Source organism: Actinomadura chokoriensis (genome assembly GCF_039529475.1).
Taxonomy (GTDB): domain Bacteria; phylum Actinomycetota; class Actinomycetes; order Streptosporangiales; family Streptosporangiaceae; genus Spirillospora; species Spirillospora bangladeshensis.
Genome location: NZ_BAAAMW010000008.1, coordinates 137,747 through 154,879, shown reverse-complemented (window position 1 = coordinate 154,879; position 17,133 = coordinate 137,747). Strand labels below are relative to the sequence as shown.

The 17,133-nt window shown below is 72.0% G+C and carries 14 protein-coding genes and 1 pseudogene; 6 read left to right on the top strand and 9 right to left on the bottom strand.

Translation table 11 applies throughout. From position 1 onward, the window contains the following. Window positions 1-19 precede the first annotated feature (19 nt). From ABFX46_RS19500 to ABFX46_RS19480, 5 genes are all read right to left on the bottom strand, one after another. Window positions 20-385 (bottom strand): hypothetical protein, encoded by a 366-nt coding sequence (locus ABFX46_RS19500; protein WP_131943809.1) that lies wholly within the window; start codon window positions 383-385, stop codon window positions 20-22. Between the two features lie 82 nt (window positions 386-467). Further along, window positions 468-1,817 (bottom strand): FAD-dependent oxidoreductase, encoded by a 1,350-nt coding sequence (locus tag ABFX46_RS19495; protein WP_428831277.1) that lies wholly within the window; start codon window positions 1,815-1,817, stop codon window positions 468-470. A 68-nt stretch (window positions 1,818-1,885) separates the two neighbouring features. Continuing rightward, complete coding sequence (locus ABFX46_RS19490) at window positions 1,886-3,370, bottom strand: amino acid permease (protein ID WP_346043925.1); 1,485 nt, start codon at window positions 3,368-3,370, stop codon at window positions 1,886-1,888. Between the two features lie 217 nt (window positions 3,371-3,587). Continuing rightward, window positions 3,588-5,675 (bottom strand): 3-hydroxyacyl-CoA dehydrogenase NAD-binding domain-containing protein, encoded by a 2,088-nt coding sequence (locus ABFX46_RS19485; protein ID WP_346043923.1) that lies wholly within the window; start codon window positions 5,673-5,675, stop codon window positions 3,588-3,590. Next, the gene (locus tag ABFX46_RS19480) at window positions 5,672-6,874 is read right to left on the bottom strand and encodes a thiolase family protein (RefSeq protein ID WP_346043922.1); all 1,203 of its coding nucleotides are present in this window, start codon (window positions 6,872-6,874) and stop codon (window positions 5,672-5,674) included. Before ABFX46_RS19480 ends, ABFX46_RS19485 begins: the two co-directional genes overlap by 4 nt. Window positions 6,875-7,086: 212 nt before the next feature. On the opposite strand from ABFX46_RS19480, the gene ABFX46_RS19475 reads away from it, so the two are divergent. Further along, window positions 7,087-8,883, top strand: a complete 1,797-nt coding sequence (locus tag ABFX46_RS19475; RefSeq protein ID WP_346043920.1) for an AMP-binding protein — start codon at window positions 7,087-7,089, stop codon at window positions 8,881-8,883. Here ABFX46_RS19475 and ABFX46_RS19470 read toward each other — a convergent pair. Both ABFX46_RS19470 and ABFX46_RS19465 read right to left on the bottom strand, forming a co-directional pair. After that, entirely contained in the window at window positions 8,810-10,018 is a 1,209-nt protein-coding gene (locus ABFX46_RS19470; RefSeq protein WP_346043919.1) for a sensor histidine kinase, read from the bottom strand. The two genes, ABFX46_RS19475 and ABFX46_RS19470, sit on opposite strands and share 74 nt — an antisense overlap. Beyond that, complete coding sequence (locus tag ABFX46_RS19465) at window positions 10,015-10,677, bottom strand: response regulator transcription factor (RefSeq protein ID WP_346043917.1); 663 nt, start codon at window positions 10,675-10,677, stop codon at window positions 10,015-10,017. Before ABFX46_RS19465 ends, ABFX46_RS19470 begins: the two co-directional genes overlap by 4 nt. Before the next feature lie 102 nt (window positions 10,678-10,779). Here ABFX46_RS19465 and ABFX46_RS19460 point away from each other — a divergent pair, with 102 nt between their 5' ends. Together ABFX46_RS19460 and ABFX46_RS19455 are read left to right on the top strand one after the other, a co-directional pair. Further along, window positions 10,780-11,115, top strand: a complete 336-nt coding sequence (locus tag ABFX46_RS19460; protein ID WP_346043915.1) for a CATRA system-associated protein — start codon at window positions 10,780-10,782, stop codon at window positions 11,113-11,115. Next, window positions 11,099-12,574 (top strand): CATRA conflict system CASPASE/TPR repeat-associated protein, encoded by a 1,476-nt coding sequence (locus tag ABFX46_RS19455; RefSeq protein ID WP_346043913.1) that lies wholly within the window; start codon window positions 11,099-11,101, stop codon window positions 12,572-12,574. The genes ABFX46_RS19460 and ABFX46_RS19455 overlap by 17 nt, the downstream gene beginning before the upstream one ends. Before the next feature lie 34 nt (window positions 12,575-12,608). On the opposite strand, the gene ABFX46_RS19450 is transcribed toward ABFX46_RS19455, so the two are convergent. Then, window positions 12,609-14,738 (bottom strand): CHAT domain-containing protein, encoded by a 2,130-nt coding sequence (locus ABFX46_RS19450; RefSeq protein WP_346043912.1) that lies wholly within the window; start codon window positions 14,736-14,738, stop codon window positions 12,609-12,611. Between the two features lie 86 nt (window positions 14,739-14,824). Next, complete coding sequence (locus ABFX46_RS19445) at window positions 14,825-15,658, bottom strand: hypothetical protein (RefSeq protein ID WP_346043910.1); 834 nt, start codon at window positions 15,656-15,658, stop codon at window positions 14,825-14,827. A gap of 334 nt (window positions 15,659-15,992) precedes the next feature. On the opposite strand from ABFX46_RS19445, the pseudogene ABFX46_RS19440 reads away from it, so the two are divergent. The 3 genes and pseudogenes from ABFX46_RS19440 to ABFX46_RS19435 form a co-directional block, all read left to right on the top strand. Next, a pseudogene (locus ABFX46_RS19440) lies at window positions 15,993-16,694 on the top strand (helix-turn-helix domain-containing protein); the annotation flags it as partial. Window positions 16,695-16,771: 77 nt separating this feature from the next. Continuing rightward, on the top strand, window positions 16,772-16,942 hold the full coding sequence (locus ABFX46_RS43545) for a hypothetical protein (RefSeq protein WP_428831276.1): 171 nt from the start codon (window positions 16,772-16,774) through the stop codon (window positions 16,940-16,942). Then, the gene (locus ABFX46_RS19435) at window positions 16,939-17,127 is read left to right on the top strand and encodes a DUF397 domain-containing protein (RefSeq protein ID WP_346043906.1); all 189 of its coding nucleotides are present in this window, start codon (window positions 16,939-16,941) and stop codon (window positions 17,125-17,127) included. The genes ABFX46_RS43545 and ABFX46_RS19435 overlap by 4 nt, the downstream gene beginning before the upstream one ends. Window positions 17,128-17,133 lie beyond the last annotated feature (6 nt).

The following is a 17,133-nucleotide window of genomic DNA, read 5'->3' as shown; positions in this document are numbered from 1 at the left end:
CCGCCCGGTCCGCCGGCGGCTACACGCCGTCGGCGGACAGCAGGCGCCAGAAGTGGGTGATGGACGCGGCGGACGTGCCGAGTTCGCGTCCCGAGTACGTCCATCGCCCGCGCAGGCGCCACGGGCGCCCGGCGCCGTCCTGGACGAACACCTGAAGCGGGAAGCACGCGTCGTGCGCGCGGATGACGCCCGCCGGGTCGACCGAGGGGTCGAGCCGGGGCTCGCCCTCGCACCGCACGCCCATGACGGACGTGCGCGGGTCCTGGCGCAGGAGTCCCTGCGTCAGGTCGTACACGAGTACGGAAACATAGTCGGGGCCCAGCCACCTGAGGTCGGGGACCGTCTCGGGTGGGGGGAACCCGTACAGTTCTGGACCGCCGGTCACACGCCGCACCGTAGCGCCCGCCTCACCTGCCCGTCACTACCTTCCCGGTGGGCAATTCCGGAGAAGGTGAATTACAGGGGCGTCATTCGGCGTCGCGGCAGGCGGAGGTCATCGCCTCCCAGCGGGCCAGCTTGACCCGCTCGCCGCGGTCGAGGCTGCGCGCGAGGGCGATCTCGGCGGCGTCGAGCTTCAGCCAGTCGGCGTAGGTGACGACGGGCAGCCCGCGCGATTCCAGCAGCTCCTCGATGGTGCGCTTCGGCGCCGCGTCGGTGTCGGCGACGTCCTCCAGCAGGTTGCGGACGGTCTCGGCGGCGTCGGACTTGTTGGTGCCGACGACGCCGGACGGCCCGCGCTTGATCCACCCGGCGACGTACTCGCGGGGGACGGGCGCGCCGTCCGGGCCGAGGATGCGGCCGCCGTCGTTCGGGACGACGTAGGAGCGCTCGTCGAACGGGACGCCGTCCAGCGGGACGCTCTGGTAGCCGACCGACCGCAGCACCATCCCGACCGGCAGGGTCTCGAACTCGCCGGTGCCGACGACGCGGCCCGCCTCGTCCAGCGCCGTCTTCTCCAGCTTGAGGCCCTCGACGCGGTCGGTGCCGAGGATCTCGGCGGGCGCGCGCCAGAACCGCACGTCGATGTGCCGGGCCCGGCCCGGGGCGGGCTCGCCCGTCCAGGCGTTGAGGGCCTTGATGTTGCCGCCGGTCTTGCGGTCGTTCGCGGCCAGCTCGGCGCTCGCCGGGTCGAGGTCCATGTCCTCGGGCCGGACGTGGATGCTCGCGTTGGGCAGCTCGCCCAGCTCGCGGGCCTCCTTGGTGGTGAACTTCGCCTGCGCGGGGCCGCGCCGCCCGATCATGTGGACGCGCTTGACCCTGCTGCGCGACAGCGCCTCGATGACCTGCTCGGGGACGTCGGTGTCGCGCAGCTCGCCGGCCGACTTGGCGAGGATGCGGACGACGTCGACGGCGACGTTCCCGACGCCGATCACCGCGACCTCCTCCACGGACAGGTCGAACGCGTGGTCGGCGGCGTCGGGGTGCCCGCAGTACCAGTTGACGAAGTCGGTGGCGGCGATGCTGCCGGGCAGGTCCTCGCCCGGGATGCGCATCTGCCGGTCGACCATCGCGCCGGTCGCGTAGACGACGGCGTCGTAGCAGTCCAGCAGGTCGGCGCGGGTGATGTCGCGGCCGAGCTCGACGCAGCCGAAGAACCGGACGGCGGGGTTCTCCAGGACCTTCTGCAGGTACCGGGCGATCGACTTGATGGACGTGTGGTCGGGTGCGACGCCGTACCGGACCAGCCCGTACGGCGTCGGCAGCCGGTCGAACACGTCCACCCGGACGTCGCCGTCGGTCTGCTTGACGAGGGCCTCGGCGGCGTAGATCCCCGCAGGGCCGGAACCGATCACCGCGACGAGCACTGGAGAAGCCATGCGGGACATTGTGCCTACCTGCGGATCGAAATGACACCGTGACCCCCGTCACGGGTCGGATCCCGAGGTCAGGACGTGATCGGCGCCGGGTCCGCACGGCCCACCCGGCTGTGCCGGTACCCGTAGAACCCGTAGATCACGACGCCGATCGCCATCCAGGCGAGGAACCGCAGCCACGTGTCCACCGGCAGGTTGATCATCACGAACAGGCAGCCGAGCACCGACAGGATCGGGATGACCGGGACCCACGGCGTGCGGAACGCGCGGGGCAGGTCCGGGCGGGTGCGGCGCAGCACCACCACGGCGATCGACACGACGAGGAACGCGAACAGGGTGCCGATGTTGACCAGCTCGGCGAGCTTGGCGAGCGGGATGAACCCGGCGAGGACCGCGACCACGGCCCCCATCAGGACGGTGGAGCGGTACGGGGTGCCGAACCGGGGGTGGACGGCCGACAGCCCGGGCGGCATGAGGCCGTCCCGCCCCATGGCGAAGAAGATGCGGCTCTGCCCGAGCAGCAGGATCAGCACGACGCTGGTGAGGCCGATGACGGCGCCGACGTCGATGATGGTGGCGAACACCGGGTGCCCGACGGACTTGAACGCGTCGGCGAGCGGCGCGGCGGTGCTCAGCTCGGTGTAGTGCTGCATGCCGGCGACCACGGTCGACACGGCGGCGTACAGGACCGCGGTGATGACGAGCGACCCGATGAGCCCGATGGGGATGTCCCGCTGCGGGTTGCGGGCCTCCTCGGCGGCCGTGGCGACGATGTCGAAGCCGATGTAGGCGAAGAACACGATGGCGATGGCGGCGAAGATGCCGAGCCAGCCGAAGCTGGCGGGCGTGAAGCCGAACAGCACCTGCATCAGCGGCGCGGTGAGGCCGCTCCCCTCCGGCGCCGGCTTCGACGGCGGGATGAAGGGCTCGTAGTTGGAGCCCTTGACGAAGAACAGCCCGGCGAAGATGACCAGCAGCACGATCGACACCTTGACCGCGACGACCACCGCGTTCACCCGCGAGGAGATCTTGACGCCGAGGACGAGCAGCGCGGTCACCACGACCACGAGGGCGATGGCCGGGACGTTCACCGTGCCGCCCTCGCCCGGCGGGGCCGCGAGCGACTCGGGGATCGTGACGCCGATGTCGTCCAGCAGCGAGGCGAAGTAGCCGGACCAGCCGACCGACACCACGGCCGCGCCGAGCGCCATCTCCAGGATGAGGTCCCAGCCGATGATCCAGGCCGGGAACTCCCCGATGGTGGCGTAGGAGAAGGTGTAGGCGGAGCCCGCGACCGGGACCGTGGAGGCGAACTCGGCGTAGCACAGCGCCGCGAGGCCGCACACGACCGCGGCGAGGATGAACGACAGCGCGACCGCGGGACCGGCCTTCTCCCGGGCGACCTGCCCGGTGAGGACGAAGATGCCGGTCCCGATGATCACGCCGACGCCGAAGACGGTGAGGTCGAGCGCGGACAGGGCGCGTCGGAGCCTGTGCGCCGGCTCCTCGGTGTCCCGGATCGACTGCTCCACCGATTTCGTGCGCAGCACGTTCATCCTCGGCGCCCCTCCGCGTCCCTGGTGCTCGTCCCGTGGTGCTGGTCGTCGCGGCCGGTGCCCGCCCCGGCGGCGCGCTCGGCCGTCTGCCGTATGCCCATATGTGCGCGGCTTATGATCAACCCAAACGGCGGCACGCCCGTGACGTGCGGAAATGCCGGAAAAGAGGCGTTCCGAACCGCGTTCGGAACGCCTCTTTCGCGGAGGAGTGGAGGGGTCAGGCGGGCAGGGAGGCGACCCCCGGCTCCAGGAAGCGGCGGCCGGTCACCCGCTCCGCGACGCCCGACCTGTCCAGGTACGGGGTGATGCCGCCGAGGTGGAACGGCCAGCCGGCACCGAGGATCATGCACAGGTCGATGTCCTCGGGTGCCGCGACGACGCCCTCGTCCAGCATGATGCGGATCTCGTCGGCGAGCGCGGCGAGCGCCCGGTCCAGGACCTGCTCCTCGGTGGACGGGCTCGTCCCGCCGCCGAAGATCTCCACGACCTCGGGGTCGAGGGAGAAGTCCGGCAGGTACACGCCGGACTTGCCGGCCGCGACCATCTTCGCGAGGTTGCCCGACAGCGGGAAGCGGTCCGGGAACGCGCCGTGCAGCGTCTCGTTGACGTGCAGCGCGATCGCCGGGCCGACCAGGCCCATCAGCACGAACGGCGGCATCGGCAGGCCGAGCGGCGCCGCGGCGCGCTCGGCGGTCTCGATCGGGGTGCCCTCGTCGACCGCCTGGACGATCTCGGCGAGCAGCCGCAGCAGGACGCGGTTGACCACGAACGCCGGGGCGTCCTTGACCAGCACGCACGACTTCTTCAGCGCCCGGCCGGTCGCGAACGCGGTCGCGAGCGCGGCGTCGTCGGTGCGCTCGCCCCGGACGATCTCCAGCAGCGGCAGCACCGCGACCGGGTTGAAGAAGTGGAAGCCGACGACCCGCTCCGGGTGCTTCAGCCCCGACGCCATCTCCGTGACCGACAGGGACGAGGTGTTGGTCGCGAGCACGCACTCGGCCGAGACGTACTCCTCGACCTCGGCGAACACCTTCTGCTTGACCGACATCTCCTCGAACACGGCCTCGATGACGACGTCGGCGTCGGCGAACGCGTCCTTCGTCAGCGAGCCGGAGATGAGCGACTTGAGGCGGTTCGCCTTGTCGGGGGAGACGCGGCCCTTGCCGAGCAGCTTGTCGATCTCGCCGTGCGCGTAGCCGACGCCCTTGTCCAGGCGCTCCTGGTCGAGGTCGGTCAGCACGACCGGCACCTCCAGGCGGCGGGCGAACAGCAGCGCGAGCTGCGAGGCCATCAGGCCCGCGCCGACGACGCCGACCTTGGTGACCTTGCGCGCCAGGGCCTTGTCCGGCGCCCCGGCGGGACGCTTCGCGCGCTTCTGGGTGAGGTCGAACGCGTACAGGCCGGCGCGCAGCTCGTCGCTCATGATGAGGTCGGCCAGGGCCTCGTCCTCGGCGGCGAAGCCCTCGTCGCGGGTGCGGTCCTTGGCGGCGGCGACGAGGTCGAGCGCGCGGGTGTAGGACGGGGCGGCGCCGTGCAGCTTGCCGTCCACGTTCCAGCGGGCCATCGCGACCGCGTCGTCCCACGCCTTGCCCGTGTCGACCTCGGGCCGGGTGACGGTGATGTCGCCGTTGAGGACGCGGGCCGTCCAGGCGAGCGACTCCTCCAGGAAGTCGGCCGAGTCGAAGATCGCGTCGGCGATGCCCAGCTCGTGGACCTGCGCGCCCTTCAGCGTCCGGTTCTGCGCGAGCGGGTTCTCGATGACGACCTTGAGGGCCTTCTCCGCGCCGATCAGGTTCGGCAGCAGGTACGTCCCGCCCCAGCCGGGCACCAGGCCGAGGAACGCCTCGGGCAGCGCGAACGCCGGGACGCCGGACGAGATCGTCCGGTAGGTGCAGTGCAGGCCGATCTCGACGCCGCCGCCCATCGCCGCGCCGTTGTAGTAGGCGAACGACGGGACGCCCAGCTCGCCGAGCCGCCGGAACACGTCGTGGCCGAGCTTGCCGATGGCCCGCGCGTCCTCCCGGCTCGTGATGAGCGGGACGCCCTTGAGGTCGGCGCCGACCGCGAAGATGAACGGCTTGCCGGTGACGCCGACGGCCGCGATGTCGTCGCGCCCGGCGATCGTGTCGATGGCCGCGTCCAGTTCGGCGAGGCCGTTGGGGCCGAACGTGTTCGGCTTGGTGTGGTCGTGGCCGTTGTCGAGCGTGATGAGCGCGAGCGTGCCCGCGCCGTAGGGAAGCGTCACGTCACGTACGTGGGCGCGAGTGACGACCTCGTCGCTGAAGACTTCTCGAAGGCTGCTCATTTGCTGTCCCCCCAGTTGGTGTTCTCCCAGAGGACGGTTCCGCCCATGCCCATGCCCACACACATCGTGGTCAGCCCGTAACGCACGTCCGTGCGCTCCTCGAACAGGCGCGCGAGCTGGTTCATCAGCCGGACGCCGGACGAGGCGAGCGGGTGGCCGAGCGCGATCGCGCCGCCCCACGGGTTCACCCGCGCGTCGTCGTCGGCGATCTTGAAGTGCTCCAGGAACGCCAGCACCTGCACGGCGAACGCCTCGTTGATCTCGATGAGGCCGATGTCGTCCATGGTCAGCGCGTTGCGGGCGAGGAGCTTCTCGGTGGCGGGGACGGGCCCGACGCCCATGACCTCCGGCTCCACCCCGGCGAAGGAGAAGTCGATCAGCCGCATCTTCGGCGTGAGGCCGAGTTCGCGGGCGGTGTCCTCGGCCGCCAGCAGGCAGGCGGTGGCGCCGTCGTTCAGGCCGGCGGCGTTCCCGGCGGTGACGTTGCCGTGCACCCGGAACGGCGTCTTGAGCTTGGCGAGGTCGTCCAGCGTGGTGCCGGGGCGCGGCGGCTCGTCCTCGGTGGCCAGGCCCCAACCCTTCTCGGCGGAGCGGATCGCGGTCGGCACCAGGTCGGGCTGGATCTTCCCGGCGGCGTAGGCGGCGGCGACCTTCTGCTGGCTGCGCACGGCGTAGGCGTCCGCGCGCTCCTTGGTGATGCCGGGGAACCGGTCGTGCAGGTTCTCCGCGGTCGAGCCCATGACCAGCGCGGACGGGTCGACGAGCCGGTCGGCGAGGAAGCGCGGGTTCGGGTCGACGCCCTCGCCCATCGGGTGCCGGCCCATGTGCTCGACGCCGCCCGCGATGACGACGTCGTAGGAGCCGAACGCGATCCCGGCGCCGGACGTGGTCACCGCGGTCATGGCGCCCGCGCACATCCGGTCGATGGCGTAGCCCGGGACGCTCTTCGGCAGCCCGGCCAGCACGGCGGCGGACCGTCCGATGGTCAGGCCCTGGTCGCCGGTCTGGGTGGTGGCGGCGACGGCGACCTCGTCCACCCGCTCGGGCGGGAGGGACGGGTTCCGGCGCATCAGCTCGCGGATTGCGCGGACGACCAGGTCGTCGGCGCGGGTCTGCGCGTACAGGCCCTTGGGGCCGGCCTTGCCGAACGGCGTGCGGACGCCGTCGACGAACACGACGTCGCGTGCGGTGCGAGGCACGGGATGTCCTCCCTGCGGTGGGCTTTGTGGAGAGGGTGCTCGGTGCGGGCCGTCGAGCCTCGTGCCGCCCCTGCCTTGTACGGCGGCACGAGTGCCCGCGACAGCGATGCTACTCGCTGGTAACCGTCATGCTACTCGTCAGTAACCACTGACGCGGCGGCGCCCTTGTTCGGGCATTGGCCGATGAGTACCGTGGCGGGGGAGGAGGCACGGTGACGCACGCGAGGCCCGCGTACCGGCCGGGGACGCGCCGGCGGATCGGGCATATCCGCGATCTCACCGCGCTCCTGCTGCGCACCGGCCTGCTGTTCGGCGGCGGGCCGCGCCGGCTGCTCCGCCAGATCGGCACGCTGCGGCGCTGGGGCACCACGCTCGCCGGGCTCGTCGCCTCGTCCGCCGCCCGCTCCCCGTCGCGTCCCGCGCTGATCGACGACGAGGGCGTCCTCACCTTCGCCGAGCTGGACGGGCTGGCCGCCCGCCTCGCCGCCGGGCTGCCCCTGCGGGGGCCCCGCCCGCGCGTCGGCGTGCTGTGCCGCAACCACCGGGGCATGGCCCTGACGCTCGTCGCCTGCTCCCGCCGCGGCGCCGAGGTCGTGCTGCTCAACACCGGGTTCGGCACGGGCCAGATCCGCGCCGTGCTCGGCGAGCTGCGCCCCGCCCTCATCGTCGCCGACGCCGAGTTCGCGCCGCTGCTGGCGAACATCCCCATCGCGCTGCGCCGGACCGTGCTGTGGGCCGACCGCCGGCCCCCGGCCGGGATGCCGCTCGCCGCGCCCGTCCCGCTCGCGGCGCTGCCGCCCGCACCGCTCCCGCGACCGGCCGCGGACGCCGCGCCCCGCCCCGCCGCCGGGACCGGCCCGAGCATCGACGAGGTCATCGCCTCGGTGCCGGACGGCGGGGGAGAGGCCGGGCCGCCGCAGATCCAGAGCCGCACCATCATGCTCAGCTCCGGCACGACCGGACGTCCGAAGGGCGCCCGCCGCCCGCCCCGGCCGGGCCTGTGGCCGCTCGCCTCGATGACGTCCCGGATCCCGCTGCGCGCACGGCAGACGATGATCGTCGAGGCGCCGCTGTTCCACACCTGGGGGTACGCCGCGCTGCAGATGGCGTGGGCGCTCCGCGCGCCGGTCGTGCTGCACCGCCGGTTCGACCCCGAGCAGACGCTGCGGGCCGTCACGTCCCACCGCGACGCGACCGTGTTCGCCGTCCCGGTCATGTGCCAGCGGATCCTGGAGCTGCCGCCGGAGGTCCGCGACCGCTACGACACCTCCTCGCTGCGGGTCTTCGCGGTGAGCGGCGCCGCGCTCCCCGGCGACCTCGCCACCCGGTTCATGGACGCGTTCGGCGACCGCCTCTACAACGTCTACGGGTCGACCGAGGCGTCCTGGGTGTCCATCGCCACCCCGCACGACCTGCGGCTCGACCCGCGCACCGCCGGGCGCCCGCCGCGCAACACCGCGCTGGCGATCGTGGACGGCGAGGGCCGCAAGGTGGGCCGCTCCACCCGCGGGCAGATCTTCGCGGCGAACGAGCTGCTGTTCGAGGGGTACACCGGCGGCGAGCCGATGGAGGTCCGCGACGGGCTGCTCGCCACCGGCGACCTCGGCCACATCGACCACCGCGGCCTGCTGTTCGTCGAGGGCCGCAGCGACGGGATGGTCGTGTCGGGCGGCGAGAACGTCCTGCCGAAGGACGTGGAGGACGCGCTGCTGCGGCTCCCGGAGGTCCACGAGGCCGCGGTGACCGGCGTCCCCGACGACGAATGGGGGCAGCGGCTCGCCGCCTACATCGTGCTGCGGCCCGGCGCCCGGCTCGACGCCGCCGGCGTCCGCGCGTACGTGCACGCGCAGGTCGCCCGGTACGCGGTGCCGCGCGACGTCCACTTCATCCCCGAGCTGCCCCGCAACGCGACCGGCAAGGTCGTGCACCGCTGGCTCAGCGCGCGCCCGAGCGCTCCGCGGCCGGAAGGGCATGTGGAGTGGCCGCGTCCGCGGGCAGCCGGACGGTGATCGACAGGCCGCCGTCCGGGCGCGGGACGGTCTCGATCGTCCCGCCGTGCGCCTGCACCACCGCCCGGACGATCGACAGGCCGAGGCCGGCGCCGTCCTTGGACCCGGTGCGGTCGGCGCGCAGCCGCCGGAACGGCTCGAAGATGCCGGCGACCTCGTAGGCGGGGACGGGCCGTCCGGTGTTGACGACCTGGAGGAACGCCTCGCCGCCCCGCTCCCCGGTGCGGACCCAGACCCGGCCGTCCGCCACGTTGTACTTCACGGCGTTCTCCAGCAGGTTCACCGCGCACCGCTCCAGCAGGACGGGATCGCCGGCCACCACCGCGGGCGCGAGCCGCGCCTCCACGTCGACCGCCGGGTCGTCGAGCTGGTCGAGCGCGCTGCGGACCACGTCCGGCAGCGGGGTGGCGGTCCGGGTGCCGAGCTCCCGCTCGGACTTCGCGAGCAGCAGCAGGCCCTCGATGAGCCGCTCGTGCCGGGCCGTGTTGCCGAGCAGGACGTCCGCGAGCGCCTTCGTCTCCGGCGGGTTCTTCCGGCTCGCCAGCGCGACCTCCAGCACCGTGCGGTTGATGGTCAGCGGCGTGCGCAGCTCGTGCGAGGCGTTCGCGACGAACCGCCGCTGGGCGTCGAACGCGCGGTTCAGCCGGTCCAGCATCCGGTCGAAGGTGTCGGCGAGGTCCTTGATCTCGTCCTGCGGGCCGTCCAGCGCGATCCGCTCGTGCATGTTGCTCTCCGACAGCCGCCGCGCCGTCGCCGTCATCCGGTGCAGCGGCCGCAGCACGCGCCCGGCGACCAGGTACCCGATCACCACCGCGAGGACCCCGACCACGAGCATCGTGATGAGCGAACTCTGCAGCAGCTGCTCCAGCACGTCGTGCTTCTGCTGCTCCATCTGCCGGTCGGCGTCGGCCTTCAACGCCATCAGCGAACTCATGTCGCCGTCGAACGCCATGGCCCGCAGCCGCGTGAGCGCCTCCGGGTCGATGTCGCGCGCGGAGAACCGGGTGTCCATCGTCCGGACGGTCAGCAGGTACGTGACCGCGACCAGCACCGCCGACGTGACGAGGAACAGCGACCCGTACACCAGCGTCAGCCGCGTCCGGACGCTGAGCCTCGCCACCGCCGGCCTCGTCACCGCGCCTCCAACCGGTAGCCGGAGCCCGTCACCGTGTCGATCACCGGCGGCTGCCCGAGCTTGCGCCGCAGCGTCGCCATCGTGACCCGGACGATGTTGCTGAACGGGTCGATGTTCTCGTCCCACGCCCGCTCCAGCAGCCGCTCGGCGCTCACCACCCCGCCCTCGGCCCGCATGAGCTCCTCCAGCACGGCGAACTCCTTCTTCGTCAGCCGCAGTTCGCGCCCGTCCCGCGCGACCTTCCGCCGGTACGGGTCGAGCCGGATGCCCCTGCGCTCCAGCACCGGCGGCACGGGCGTCCCCGATCTGCGCGCCAGCGCCCGCACCCGCGCGACCAGCTCGCTGAACACGAACGGCTTGGGCAGATAGTCGTCGGCTCCGAGCGACAGCCCGTCGACCCGCTCATCGACATCCGAGGCCGCCGTGAGCATGAGGATCCGCCCGGGACTCCGCCGTCCCACCAGCTCCCGGCACACATCGTCCCCGTGCACGGTTGGCAGATCCCGGTCCAGGACGACGACGTCGTACTCGTTGTAGGAGGCGAGCTCCAGAGCATCATCGCCGTCATAGACCACGTCAACGGCCATGGCCTCGTCCCGGAGGCCCTCGGCGATGGCGTCCGCGAGCACCCGCTCGTCCTCAACGACCAGAACACGCATGCCGCCGAGCATGCCGTCCGAGAGGTTAAACGCCGGTAAGCCCGCCGGCCGCGGAACCGGCTTCACCGGCGGATCCGGGCCGTTCTCCCTATCATCGTGGCCATGGAGAAGCCTCTGCGGGCCGAAGCCATCGGGATTCTGCGCGAAGTGCTGGAGTGGCGGCTGCCGAGAGTCCGGTGGGAACGGGTGGAGCGGAGGCTGGAGGACGTCGCCGGCGCGCTGGCCGAGGGCGATCCGGCGAATCTGCGGGATGCGGTGTACGCGTTGGAACTGTCCGGTCCGGACCGCGCCGCCCGGATCGAGGACGTGCTGGTGCTCGCGCCTCCGCCGCCGACCCGGGAGCGCGTGGGCGAACTCGTCCACCGGCTGGAATCCTCGGTGGAAACGCCTCCCGCCCAGGTCGCGTCCGGTCGGGAAGACGATGCTCCTCCAGGCTGAGGCGCTGGTCGCCCACGTCTTCGTCGCGGCCGAGGGAGGCGCCGGGGACGAGGACCGGCGGTACCTGCGCGGTGTCTGGCGGGCGTGCGACGAGGTCCTCGGCATGACCGACGGGGTCGCCGGCCTCGACGCGGACCCGCCCGCCGGCTGGGACGAGACATCGGCGGCGTCGGGGGTGCTGGCGGCCCGCACGCGTCCCGGTGGCGGCGTGGAGCAGGCGATCCTGCGGCGTGAACGCGACGTGTTCTGCCTGTCGGTCATCCTGGAACCCGACCCGTCCGAGGGCATCGGCTGGGCGGAGCTGGACGCGCGGTGGTCGCGGGCGCTCGCGGCACCGACCCGGGGCACCGTCGGGACGGCGCGGATCTTCGTCGCTCGGCTGGGCGCGGACGCGACGGACCGCGTCCGCGCCGGCGAGCTCGTCGCGGACGTGCCGGTCGAGGAGGGGGCCGCGGCGCTGTGGCCGGAGCGGGGCGTCGCCGTCCCCGAAGGATTCATGGTGTGGGAGGCGTCGGCCCCGGACGATCGGCGCGTGGAGCGCAGGCTGGTGGTGATCGCCCGCCGGGACGGCGAGCACGATCTCAGCGACTGGACGTGGATCGGCCCCGGCGCCGTGCTCCCGCCGCTCGCCGGCTACCTGCTGAACGCGGCGAGGCTGCGGTTCGAACTGCGGATCTGGGACGACGGCGAGGGGACGCGGCGGCTCCGCGAGGACACCGACGCCGTCGTCGGGCGGCTGCTGGCGACCGTGACGGCGTCCGCCGGACGCGGGCGCGGCGAGGCCGAACTGATCGACGCGTCGCGGGAGCTGGTGTCGCTGCAGACCCGTGCGATGGGGCTCGCCGACCGGACCGCGCGGCTGCGGGAGATGTCCCGGACGGTCGCGATCGGGGCGGCCAACCTGGCCGCGTTCGGCGGCGGCGCCCCGCTCGGCGGGCTGTTCGCCGACGACCGCGCGCTGGCGGAGTGGTTCGGCCGGAGGCTCGACGACGAGATCGCCTACCTGGACGCGGCGTCGCAGCGTGCCGGGCAGGTCGGCGCCCTCGCCGACCAGCTCCTGCTCCGCGACCGCCAGCGCCGCCAGGAGAGCGTCAACCTCGGGCTCACCGGCGTCGTCGGGGCGGTGCTGATGGTCCTGGCGGCGATCCAGTCGCTCGGGTACGACGTCCCGCTGCCGAAACCCGTCGAACCCGCCGTGGTGACCGCGCTCGGCGCGTCCGCCCTGCTCGCCTCCCTGGTCGTGCTGCGGGTCGTGGTCCCCGACCAGCGGTGGCCGAGGGTCCTGGTGCGCGCCGCGGTCGGTGGCGTGGCCGCGTCGCTGGGCTGGGTCGCGGCGTCCGCCATCGGCGGCGCGGAGGCAGGGCCCGGCTGGGCCATGCTGGGCGCCGGTGTCGGCTTTATCGCGGGGGTGCTGGGCGTGTCGGTTCCCCGACGGCTGCGTTCCACCGCCGGACGCTGACGTCCATTCCGCCGACCTGGGGGACGGCCGCTGCTCACAGCCCCAGATGGAGGAACGACACCCAGGCGCTCGGATGATCGGGCCGCCGCGTGCGCTCTTCGCGGACGGCCTTGTTCAGCGCACGGGCGCTGTCGGCCGCGGCGATGCCCCCGGCGTCGGTCAGATCCGCGTAGACCGACTGGGCGATGCGCGCCGTGGTGCTGTCGGGCACCGATGACAGGGTGCCGATGACGGCCGGATACCCCGCGCACTGCAACGCCGATGTGAGGGTGATGACCTCGTCGGGCAGCGCCGTGCCGATGGCCGCCGTCACGCAGGCGCCGAGGAAGGCGAACTGGGCCTGCTCGTTGCGCAGGCGCGCCAGATCGGAGACGGTCAGGGACCCGTCGCGCAGGACGAGGCCGCTCTCGAACGGGGCGTCCAAGTCCTGGACGCCGTGGCAGTCGAAGTGCGCCCACGTGTGGCCGGGCAGCCGCGCCTCCACCGCCTCGCGGGTGGCCTCCGCGCCGGTGAGCACGGTGCGGCGGTCCGCCGGAAGGAGCTGCTCGATGAGTGCGCGCGTCCTGGCGGCGCCCGGGAGGCTCACCTGCCCGGGGCCGCGGTCCTCTCCCACGTACAGCAGCCGGGGGACGGGCCCGCCCCCGCTCGCCGCGGCGTCGCGCCGCTCCCGCGCGTGGACCAGGATCGGCAGGGCGGGCGCGTACGAGGAGACGACCTGGTCGAGGACAGAGCCTCCGTCCCGGTTCTCGCGCGGCGCGGCGGCGTGGAGCGGGAGCGTGCTCACCGGACCGGTCGCCGACCACCACAGGCGTGGCGGGTCCGCGTCGTCCGCTCCGATTCTGGTGATGCCCTTGTGCTCGATCGCCTCCAGCACCGGGGAGGTGACGACTCGCCAGAGCCAGTCGAGGGTCGTGCCGATGGCCTGTTCGCGTTCTCGGCCTTCGCCCTCCGCCAGCGCGGTCATGTAGCGATGCGCGCGTTTGCGGGCGTCGTCGTGGTCGAGGTCTGGCAACTCGACCAGGAGCGGTTCGGAGTCGCGGTCGTGCACGACGAGGGCGCCGCAGTGCAGGCGGCTGACGATGACGACGACCACCGGGCCCTCGTCGCCGGCCGGCCCGATATCGGCGGCGTAGACCGGCATGGTGAAGGTGCCGTCCGGGACCAACCGCTGCGCACGCTCGGCCAGCCTGCTCCAGTCCCGCCGCAGCTTGGCGTTCGCTCGGCCGTCGAGCCGGGACCACCGGTTCACCAGCGCCAGCCGCTCGTCGGTGGACATGCCGCCGTCGTTCTCGAGTGCGAGGGCGACCCGGTCCATCTTCTTGGCCAGCCGGGGCGCGACCTCGCGGAGCCTGCTCCGGTCGCCGCGGGTCTTCAGCAGCTGCGTCCACAGGACGGCCCTGCCGCCTTCGAGCAGTTCCAAGGCCCGCGCGGGGCGGCCGGCGGCCATCGCGCACGCCGCGGCGTCGGTCGCGAGCCCGGTGTGGTCGGCGAGCAGCTCCGCGCGCTCCGCACGGCCGTACCCCCACCACGCGGCCTGCGGCAGCAGCTCGACGGCCGTCGACAGACCGGTCAGCCCGGCCGCCGGCCCCGACTCCCGCGCGGCCGAGTAGCCCCACGACGCGGCGGCGGCGAGCCGCAGGTGCGCCGGCGCCGACGTGATCAGGCTCAGCTCGCGCCGCAGCTCCTCCGGGTCGGGCAGCTCTCGTCCGCCGGACGACGAGACCGGATGCTCATCGAGGACGCTGATGAGGTTCGCCAGCGCCCGGGCCCGGGCGGGGCCGTCGTCCGGCAGCGCCTCGGCCGCGGCCCGCAGGTACTCGATGGAGTCGTCGAGCACACTGGGCTTCTCCGAGAGCCGGTATGCGTCGAACAGAGCGACACCGAGGTTGTTCGCGTACAGGCCCCATCTGCGCCGTTTCCGGTTGATGCCGGAGCTGTTCCCGGCACGGCCCCATACCGCCGCGCTCAGGTCCTCGACCGCGGGCTTCAGCGCGTCCAGTCCCCCGTCTTCGGCACGCCAGCGGGCATGGCGTTTCGTCCCGCGCCGGAACAGCGAGAACGAGCCGCGGCGGAAAGGAAGAAACCTCCTCTTGTCCGCGTGGTATCTGCCCAATGAATGCTGCTGATGAGGCTGCTCGTCTCGGACGATGTATACATATGACATGCCGGGACGCTAGCAGCCGTTCAAGATCACGTTAGGTGAAGAGTAAAACATCCTCTTTGTGTAAATGATTCGGCGCGCCGCCGGTATTACCGGCGCCAGCAGGTGTACGTCACCGTCGCGGTGCCGCCCGGCCTGAACGAGACCGTGCCGGTGCCGCGCCCGCCGATGTAGCACAGCACCGTCGGGCGCACGGTCACCGCGACCGAGGTCGAGCGCCCGGCCTTCAGCGTCCCGCTGCCGCCCGCGCTGACCCGTCCCGCCGTGTCCCGTACCGACGACACCGACCACTTCACCGGCCCACCGACGGCGGTCAGCCGGATGTAGCACCGCGTCGGCAGCCCCGCCGCCCGCACCCCGTGGCAGCCCCCGTCGTCGACCGACAACCGTCCGGGCCCGCTCGGCGCCTTCCGCGACTTCTTCGGCGCGGCCGGCTTCTCGTCCTTCGGCTTCGGCTCGCTCCTCTCGACGCTGTCCTCGGGCGCCGGCGTGGAGGTGGGGGAGGGGGCGGGCGTCGCGGGCGTGACCATCGCGACCGGCGGCGCGGCCGAGGGCTTCGGCTCGGGTTCCGTCGACTCGAACAGCACGAGCATCCCGCCGGTCAGCGCCACGGCCGCCGCCGCGCCCCCGATCACGACCAGCCGTCCGCGCTTCCGTGCCGGCGTCCCGCGACACTCGTCGCGCACCAGCTCGTAGAGCCAGTCCCGGAACGTCCCCGCGTCCGGCACATCCGCGTCCCGCAGCGCGAGCAGCGCCTCCCGGACGGCCACGACCGCCCGCTCGTGCTCGCCGATCAGCTCTTCCGCGTATTCGACCAGCTCGGGCCCGTACACGTTGTAGACATGGCCGACCGCCCCCGGCCGCTGCGCCTGCAGCGCCTCGACGAGCCGGAAGTCCTCATTCAACGGCGGCGCACTGGACACGCCGGGAGTATGACGCACCGCGCACACGAAGTGATCCACCGTGAACCCACACTCCGCACCCCCGTTTTATCAACGAAAGAAGAAGTCACCGGCGCTCAGATGCCGGCGAACGCTTAGAACCTACTGACCAGCGGCTCCAGAAAGAGGAGCAGCAGCACGAAGTAGGAGGCGCCAGGAGCGACCGCGACCACGGCAAGCCCCACACCAGCTACGTAAACGGAACGAACTGTTCTGACGGCGAGCGTTCGTATCCGGAACGCCACTGAGCCGCACGGGAGGACCTCACTTTTCGTGTCCCGGTAGCGCGTCAGTCGGTGACACGCTCGGAGATCAAGTGATAACACAGAGTCAACATGCTGACTCCCCCGGTCAGTGCCACCCCCGGCGCCCCAGGAGACTCCCGGTGACCAGTCCGTTCGTTCGCCGACGCCGCCTAGCCACCGAACTGCGGACCCTCCGCGAGCAGAGCGGCATGACCGCCGACGAGCTGGCCGGCCGCATCTACCGCTCCCGCATGACGGTCTCCAAACTGGAGAACGCCCGCTGCCGCCCCGACGTCCGCGACATCGTCAAGATCATGAAAGTCCTCGGCGTCACCGGCGAGAAGTTCGACCAGATCCTCAAAATCGCCTGTGACGCCTCCGACCGCGGCTGGTGGGACTCCTACGGCGACGCCATGGGCGCCCGCCAGCGCATGTACGCCGACCTGGAGTCCGGGGCCGCGAGCATCCACCAGTACAACCAGCTTGCTCTTCCGGGACTTCTGCAATGTGTCGAGTACCACTGGGCGCTCATCGAGTTGGACCGGCTCGAAGGCTCGGAGAACAACTACGTGCCCGAAAAGAGCGTAGAGGCGCGTCAGCGCAGGCAGCAGAACATCTTCCGGAAGGGCGGCCCCGCGCTGGAGATCGTGATCGATGAGTTCGTTCTGAAGCGGCTGGCCGCACCGCCTGAGGTCATGGCCACCCAACTGCGTCACATGGTGCGGCTTGTGACTCACGAACCACGCTTCACCGTCCGCGTCCTACCGCTGGATGCCCGCGTCCACCTGGACGACTTCCCGGCTCCGCGTACAGCATCTATACCTTCCCAGACGCGCAGGACCCGAAATTGGTGGTTGCGGAGACCAGCAACTGTCTGGTTCACAACACCCCAGACGAGGTGGCATTCTATGAACGTCTACACGACCGTCTTCGGCAGGCCGCACTGCCCGCCTTGGAGAGCCTCTCTCTTCTGACGGACACGGCCGACCGGCTGAGTGAACAGGCAGGCCCCGTAACGTGAAGCAGCAGTACAGCGGCTGGCGCAAGTCAACCCACAGTGTGCCGGATTCCGACTGTGTCGAAGTCGGCCGCTCCCCCAAGGGCACCATCGGCGTACGCGACACCAAGCAGGGCACCACAGGCCCGACCCTCGACTTCACCTCCCGCGAGTGGGCCACCTTCATAGAGGCCATCCGTTCCGCCTAATCCCCT